We start from the raw sequence: 5895 nt of genomic DNA, 5'->3' as shown, positions 1-5895 counted from the left end.
ACGGGCGCTCGCTGTCCCAAAAGGGCACCCACTGGTGGTTGGTGCCGACCATCTGGGATGCCGGATAGCCGGTCAGCTGCTCCAAAGCCCGATTCCAATAGGTTATCACATGCTCTTCATTGAGGACGAAGGTGGGAATGGTACTGCCCTGAATGATCTGTGTGAGCGTCCGGCGGCTTTCTTCAAGCTCATGGTTGTTACGGGTTCGCTGGGCCTCGGACTCCTTTTTTTCCGTGGTGTCCCAGAAGGTCTCGATGGCACCGATGATACTGCCGTCGGCGGCCCGGATGGGTGCGGCAGTGAAAAAGAGCCATCGACCCCCCGGGCCCATTTTAGGGAAGAAAACCTCTGCCTCGTAAGCGCCTTCGACCAACTCCGATTTTTTCCACTTGCCGCCATAGAGCTCCCAGATCTCCCGCTCGCTGCGCTGATCTAGTATGACGTCGGCCATGGTGGGCCGCGCTTTGTCCCAGAAAGGCACCCAATGGTTGCGGGTGCCCACCATCTTCGCAGAAGAATAACCGCATAACCGCTCCAGGGCATGGTTCCAATGGGTCACGACATGATCTTGGTTCAAGACAAACGTGGGAATGGTGCTGCCCTGAACAATCTGGGCAAGCCGGTTCTCGCTCTCTTCGATGCGGATGATATCCCGGCGGTGTTCGGCGTCGACCCGCTTTTTCTCCGTGGTGTCCCACAAGGTTTCGATGGCCCCCATCAAGGTACCGTCCGAAGCCTTGATCGGCGCGGCGGTGAAGATGAGCCAGCGACCGTTTTCGCCCAGCTGTTCGAAAAACTCCTCGGCTTCATAAGCCCCTTCGACCAGGGCGGACGGTCGCCATTTGGCTCCGTAGTACTGGCTGATCTCGCCGGATTCCAATTGGTCGAGAATCACGTCCGCCATAATGGGGCGGGCTTTTTGGCGAAATGGTTTCCAGTGATGGTTGGTCCCCACAATTTCATTGGCGGTGAAACCGGTAAGCTTTTCCAGAGCCCGGTTCCAGTGGGTCACAATGTGGTTGCGGTTGATGACGAAGGTCGGGGTGGTGCTGCCCTGAATGATCTGATGCAGCGCTTGCTCTTTTTCCTCCAGCTCCTTGACATGTCGCCGGCATTCATTGTCTGTCCGCTTGTTCTCCGTGGTGTCCCAAAAGGTTTCGATGGCCCCCACCACGGTGCCGTCAGACGTTTTTAATGGCGTGGCGGTAAACCAGCACCACCGACCTCCTTTTCCCAGCTTGGGGAAAAAAATTTCGGCCTCGTAGGCGTCTTCGATGAGCCTAGATTTTCTCCATCGCTCACCGTACAGGTCGTGGAGTTCCTGTTCGCTGTGCTGCTCCATGATCACGTCGGCCATGCTGGGCCGTTCACTTTCCCAGAAGGGCTCCCACTGATGCCGGGTGCCGATCATCCTGGCGGCGGGATAGCCGGTCAGATTTTCAAGGGCCCGATTCCAATGGGTGATCACATGATCACGGTCGAGCACGAAGGTGGGAATGGCGCTGCCCTGGATGATCTGGGACAGGGTTCGCTCGCTCGCTTCGATGCGACGGGTGTAATTGCGCCGTTCGACCTCGGCCCGCTGGTTTTCGGTGGTGTCCCAAAGGGTTTCAATTGCACCGACAATGGTGCCGTCGGAGGCTTTGATCGGAGCGGCGGTGAAAAAGAGCCAGCGGCCGCCGTCGCCCAGGTGATCGAAATATTCCTCCGCCTCGAAGCCGCCTTCCACCAGCGTGGAGGGTCGCCAGTGGGATCCGTAGTAGTGGTCGATTTCACCCGTCTCCAGCTGATCGAGGATCACGTCGGCCATGATCGGCCGTTCCTGCTTTCGGAAAGGCTTCCAGTGATTCCGGGTGCCCACCATCGTCTCCGCGCTGTGGCCGGTGAGCACCTCTAGGGCATGGTTCCAATGGGTGACCACGTGATCACGGTCGATGACGAAGGTGGGAATCGTGCTGCCCTGGATGATCTGGGAAAGGGATTTTTCCTTTTCATAGAGTTCGGTTTCGATCTGCTTGAAGCGGCGGTTGCGCTGCATGACGATGTCCGCGGTTTTGCGAAAACATCGCTGAATTCTCGTTTCGACGGCCTGGATGGTAAACGTGTCGTCCCTCAGGGAGTCAAGGGCCTCCTGACGAATGGTCTCCAGCTGCAGCAGGTCCCAAAGAAAACGGGAATCCTGGTGATCGATCAGCTCCACCGCCGCCGGTTTGACGCGCGCGATGGTGCGGGCCAGGTCAAGATCCCAGGTGACCTCGATGATGGTTTCCAGTCCCTCCAGGCGGCAGAGTTCGCGATAGTCATCGCAGGTGTGGATTCCCATGGAGCGGGCATAGACCATACCCACCGCCTGATCGTTGAGGTCGGCGACACCCAGGACGGTGGGGTGCCTGCCTTTGAAATGGTCGCCGAACAGGTGCCGCAGCAGCTTGTCGCAGAATCTGCCGCCCCCGACGATGGCGATTTTAGCATTTTCGATAGACTGGATCATAGGCGTTTGGCTTTATCACCATGGGTTGTTAACATTATGGAATCAGCAGCACCGGCAGCTCGCTCAGTTCGGCGATCTGGTGGGAAACACCTCCCAGCCAGTATTCATGAAACCAGTCTTTTCCGGTTCGTCCGACAATGATCATGGTAGCACCATAATCTCTTGACATTTTTATTATTTCTTCCACCGTACGGCCCATTGCCAGGTGGTATTCGCCCGATATCCCGGCATCGTCAATCTCTCGGGAATAGGACTGGAGGCGTGTTATACTCTCGTCTTCAAGACGTTTGACCGCCAGCGGCTCCAGATTCTTGATTCGCCTTGCACCCAGCACGTGGGTGACGATTAACTTTTCCACCAGCCCTTTCAATGCCAGGGCTGCGTCGAGGGCACGCCGGGAGGGCTCCGACCAATCCGATGCCAGCAGCGGCCGTTTCCAGATCTGATCGTTGGTGCGCACGAGCAACTCTCCCTGCCATTCATACTGCACCATGTATTTGCTCATCAGCACCGGGACTTCGCTGCGGCGCAGAATGTCGAGGACATGGGTGCCCACGTAAACCTTTTCCAGGACAGTGCGTTTCTTGCGGCCCACCACAATCAGGTCGGCCCTTTCCGCTTTGGCCATGTCCAGGATCGCGGCGTTGGTTGACCCCACTTCGATGCGCTGGCGGAATTCAAGCTGCGGGTCGTCGATGGTCTGGATCCAGTCGTCGAATTGTATGCGGGCCTCCTCGCGAATACGCTTCTCGTCTTCTTTCAACGTGCCGCCATACGGCACGAAGGCCACATCTTCCCGCGGAATCACATGGGCCAGAACCACCTTTTTAAGTCCGGCCGCCTTCAATTCGAGAAGGCTCTTCAGCGAGTTAAAAGCCAGTTCCCGGAAACGGGTATGATAGAGCAGGGTTTTAAATGCCATTGTCGGCCTCCCGTTCCTAAAAAAAGATAAAGGATACCACCGCGAATGCCGGCACCAGGAATACCAGCGTATATTTCAGGATATACCCGAAAAAGCTGGGCATGGGCGTGCCAGCCTCTTCGGATATGGAACGAACCATGAAGTTGGGGGCGTTGCCGATATAGCTGCATGCCCCGAAAAAAACGGCGCCGGCGGAAATGGCCTTCAAATATAGGGCTTTGTCCGTCATCAGCAACGGAACCGCCAGGGCTTCGGCCATCCCCGGGTAGTGGCTGCCCAGGGCCGTATTGAAAAAGGTCAGATAGGTGGGGGCATTGTCCAGGAAAGCGGACAAGACGCCGGTGACCCAGAAGTAGTGTACTGGTTGCTTCACGGCAGTGATCAGAAAAGCCAGCTGCCCATTGGCCCCGGCCTTTAAAATCAGTAGACAGGGAATCATGGTAATGAAGATGCCCACGAACAGGTAGGCCACCTCAATGATCGGAAACCAGGTGAAGTCATTGTCTTCACGGATTTCCAGGGCGGTGGTAGCCATGGAGAGAATGCCCATGACGATCAGCAGGCCGTCCCTGACCCAGTCCTGGACCCCCCGGTGAACGCCCAGAAAATTGACGTGGCCCCAGTCGACCATGCCGCTCATCAGCACGGCGCCGATGATGCCGGCCAGAAAGATGAAATTGTGAATACCAACCAGTTTCAACGGCGTTTTTTCGGCTTCATCCGCAGGAACCCGCCCGGTTTCCTTACGATAATGGTAAAGATCCAGGAAAAAATAGACCACCAGCAGTAATCCGGCAACGGTCAACATGTGGGGCATAATGGCAAAGGTCCAGAAAAAGGTGACGCCATGCAAAAACCCCAGAAAGAGCGGCGGGTCCCCCAACGGGGTCAGCGATCCGCCGATGTTGGCCACCAGGAAGATAAAAAAGACCACCATGAACGTTCGGTTCTTGCGGTAATTATTGGCTCGAAGGAACGGCCGGATCAAGAGCATGGCGGCGCCGGTGGTGCCCATCCAGGAGGCCAGCAGGGTGCCCAATGTCAGGATGAGGACATTGACCAGCGGTGTCCCCCGAAGTGATCCTTTCAAGAGGATGCCGCCTGAAACGGTATACAGGGACCACAGCAGGATAATGAAAGGCACATAGTCCGCCAGGATAATATGGATGATTTCATACAGGGCGGTGCCAGTGTAAACGTATAGGAATGGGCCGGCCATCGCCGCCGCCCAGAAAGCTGACACCTTGCCGAAGTGGTGGTGCCAGAACTCCGGGGCCAGGAGCGGGAACAAGGCGATGGATAAAAGCATACAGGCAAAGGGAATGCAGCTCCACAGCGGCAGAACCGGGCCCAGGTCTTCGTGAGCATGGTGGCCCCCCTGGTCTGTTTCGGGATGACCCGCTTCCGTTGGATGTTCGGCAGACGATGTCCCGGCAGTTGCCGCATTGCCTTCGAGATGGTCGCCGGGTGGGGGTTGCGGTTCGGATGCCGACGCCATGGGGGCCTGGACAGTCAGGACGAGAAAAAGGGCGACGAACCATAGCGTGGGAATGATCAACCGTCTGCAGGGTGTGCTCATGGGCGCTTCGGCCTCCCCGTTGAGAAACAGGGCCAACGCAACGCTTGACCCGTGTCGATGAAAAAGGAGATCGCCGACTGAACCGATAGGAAAACCCAGGGCAGGGTCAGCCAGCTCGTTAAACCATTGCTCAGATCTGCCAATTATTTTCAGGGAGCGCCGTATTCAGGCGGAAAATGCCTTCCCCCCGCTGTTCATTCCGAAGTCTGTCCTGTATGTTTGTCTGTCATTCGTTCGCTCCGGCCGGCCTTTCATGCCAACGGGCAACCGGGGTCGCCACCCTTTCGGGATATCGTCTAACCATAAGATATGAAATGAAATGCAGGTCTTGCATACTACGGTTTTCGTTGTATTGTCAACTGGTTTGGCCGCAACGTCGGGCATGGTGCCAACCGGCCGATCAAGCCGCCGGCAAAAGCTGGATACATGGAATCTGATAGCATCAAACGCATCCAATGCCGCTTCAAGGGAAATGGCAAATCCCAAGCTTTCGTATTTATGGGTGAGTTTTTTTTAGGTGTCGATACCGATAACCCGTTCCTTTGCAGTCACCAACCGGCCCCCACGGTTTTGTTCTTTAGGATATGATCTCACGACGGGGTGAACAATTCAAGAATACCATTATACCATTGATCAATCATCGCGGTTCGGGGTACACATCCGGCTCCGCTCCGCTTTTCCAGAACAGGTCCAAAATGAACAAGATTTACGCCTCCAGACTGATTGATATCCATGTGGCCGTGTTGCTTTTCGGTCTTGCCGGCCTGTTCGGTAAATTTCTGGCGCTGCCTGCGTGGTGCATCGTTCTGGGCCGCACCGGATTCGCCGCGATCGCTTTAGGCCTGGTTCTGTTGCTCACCCAACCCAACAAACATCCCCAAAATGCGAAAACAATGGGGTTTT

The 5895-nt window shown here is 56.2% G+C and carries 4 protein-coding genes; 1 reads left to right on the top strand and 3 read right to left on the bottom strand.

Annotated features, from left to right (window positions below; translation table 11 throughout):
• From ABYV26_RS18800 to ABYV26_RS18790, 3 genes are all read right to left on the bottom strand, one after another.
• Positions 1-2491, bottom strand: a 2491-nt coding sequence (locus tag ABYV26_RS18800) for a PAS domain S-box protein (RefSeq protein ID WP_372682893.1), incomplete at its 3' end; no start/stop codon positions are given.
• 34 nt (positions 2492-2525) lie between these two features.
• Complete coding sequence (locus tag ABYV26_RS18795; protein WP_372682892.1) at positions 2526-3413, bottom strand: universal stress protein; 888 nt, start codon at positions 3411-3413, stop codon at positions 2526-2528.
• Positions 3414-3429: 16 nt separating this feature from the next.
• The gene (locus tag ABYV26_RS18790) at positions 3430-4992 is read right to left on the bottom strand and encodes a sodium:proton antiporter (RefSeq protein WP_372682891.1); all 1563 of its coding nucleotides are present in this window, start codon (positions 4990-4992) and stop codon (positions 3430-3432) included.
• Between the two features lie 695 nt (positions 4993-5687).
• On the opposite strand from ABYV26_RS18790, the gene ABYV26_RS18785 reads away from it, so the two are divergent.
• On the top strand, positions 5688-5895 hold a 208-nt coding region (locus ABYV26_RS18785), incomplete at its 3' end, for a hypothetical protein (RefSeq protein WP_372682890.1).

It is taken from the genome of Desulfosarcina sp. (genome assembly GCF_041551955.1).
Taxonomy (GTDB): Bacteria; Desulfobacterota; Desulfobacteria; order Desulfobacterales; family Desulfosarcinaceae; genus Desulfosarcina.
The sequence above is the reverse complement of the archived record's forward strand: the minus strand, read 5'-3'. Positions and strand labels throughout refer to the sequence as shown.

What these genes read in the sequence shown, in the direction of transcription:
- ABYV26_RS18795 (WP_372682892.1), bottom strand. Translation starts at nt 3,413, where the DNA reads ATGGCATTTAAAACCCTGCTCTATCATACCCGTTTCCGGGAACTGGCT.
- ABYV26_RS18790 (WP_372682891.1), bottom strand. Translation starts at nt 4,992, where the DNA reads ATGAGCACACCCTGCAGACGGTTGATCATTCCCACGCTATGGTTCGTC.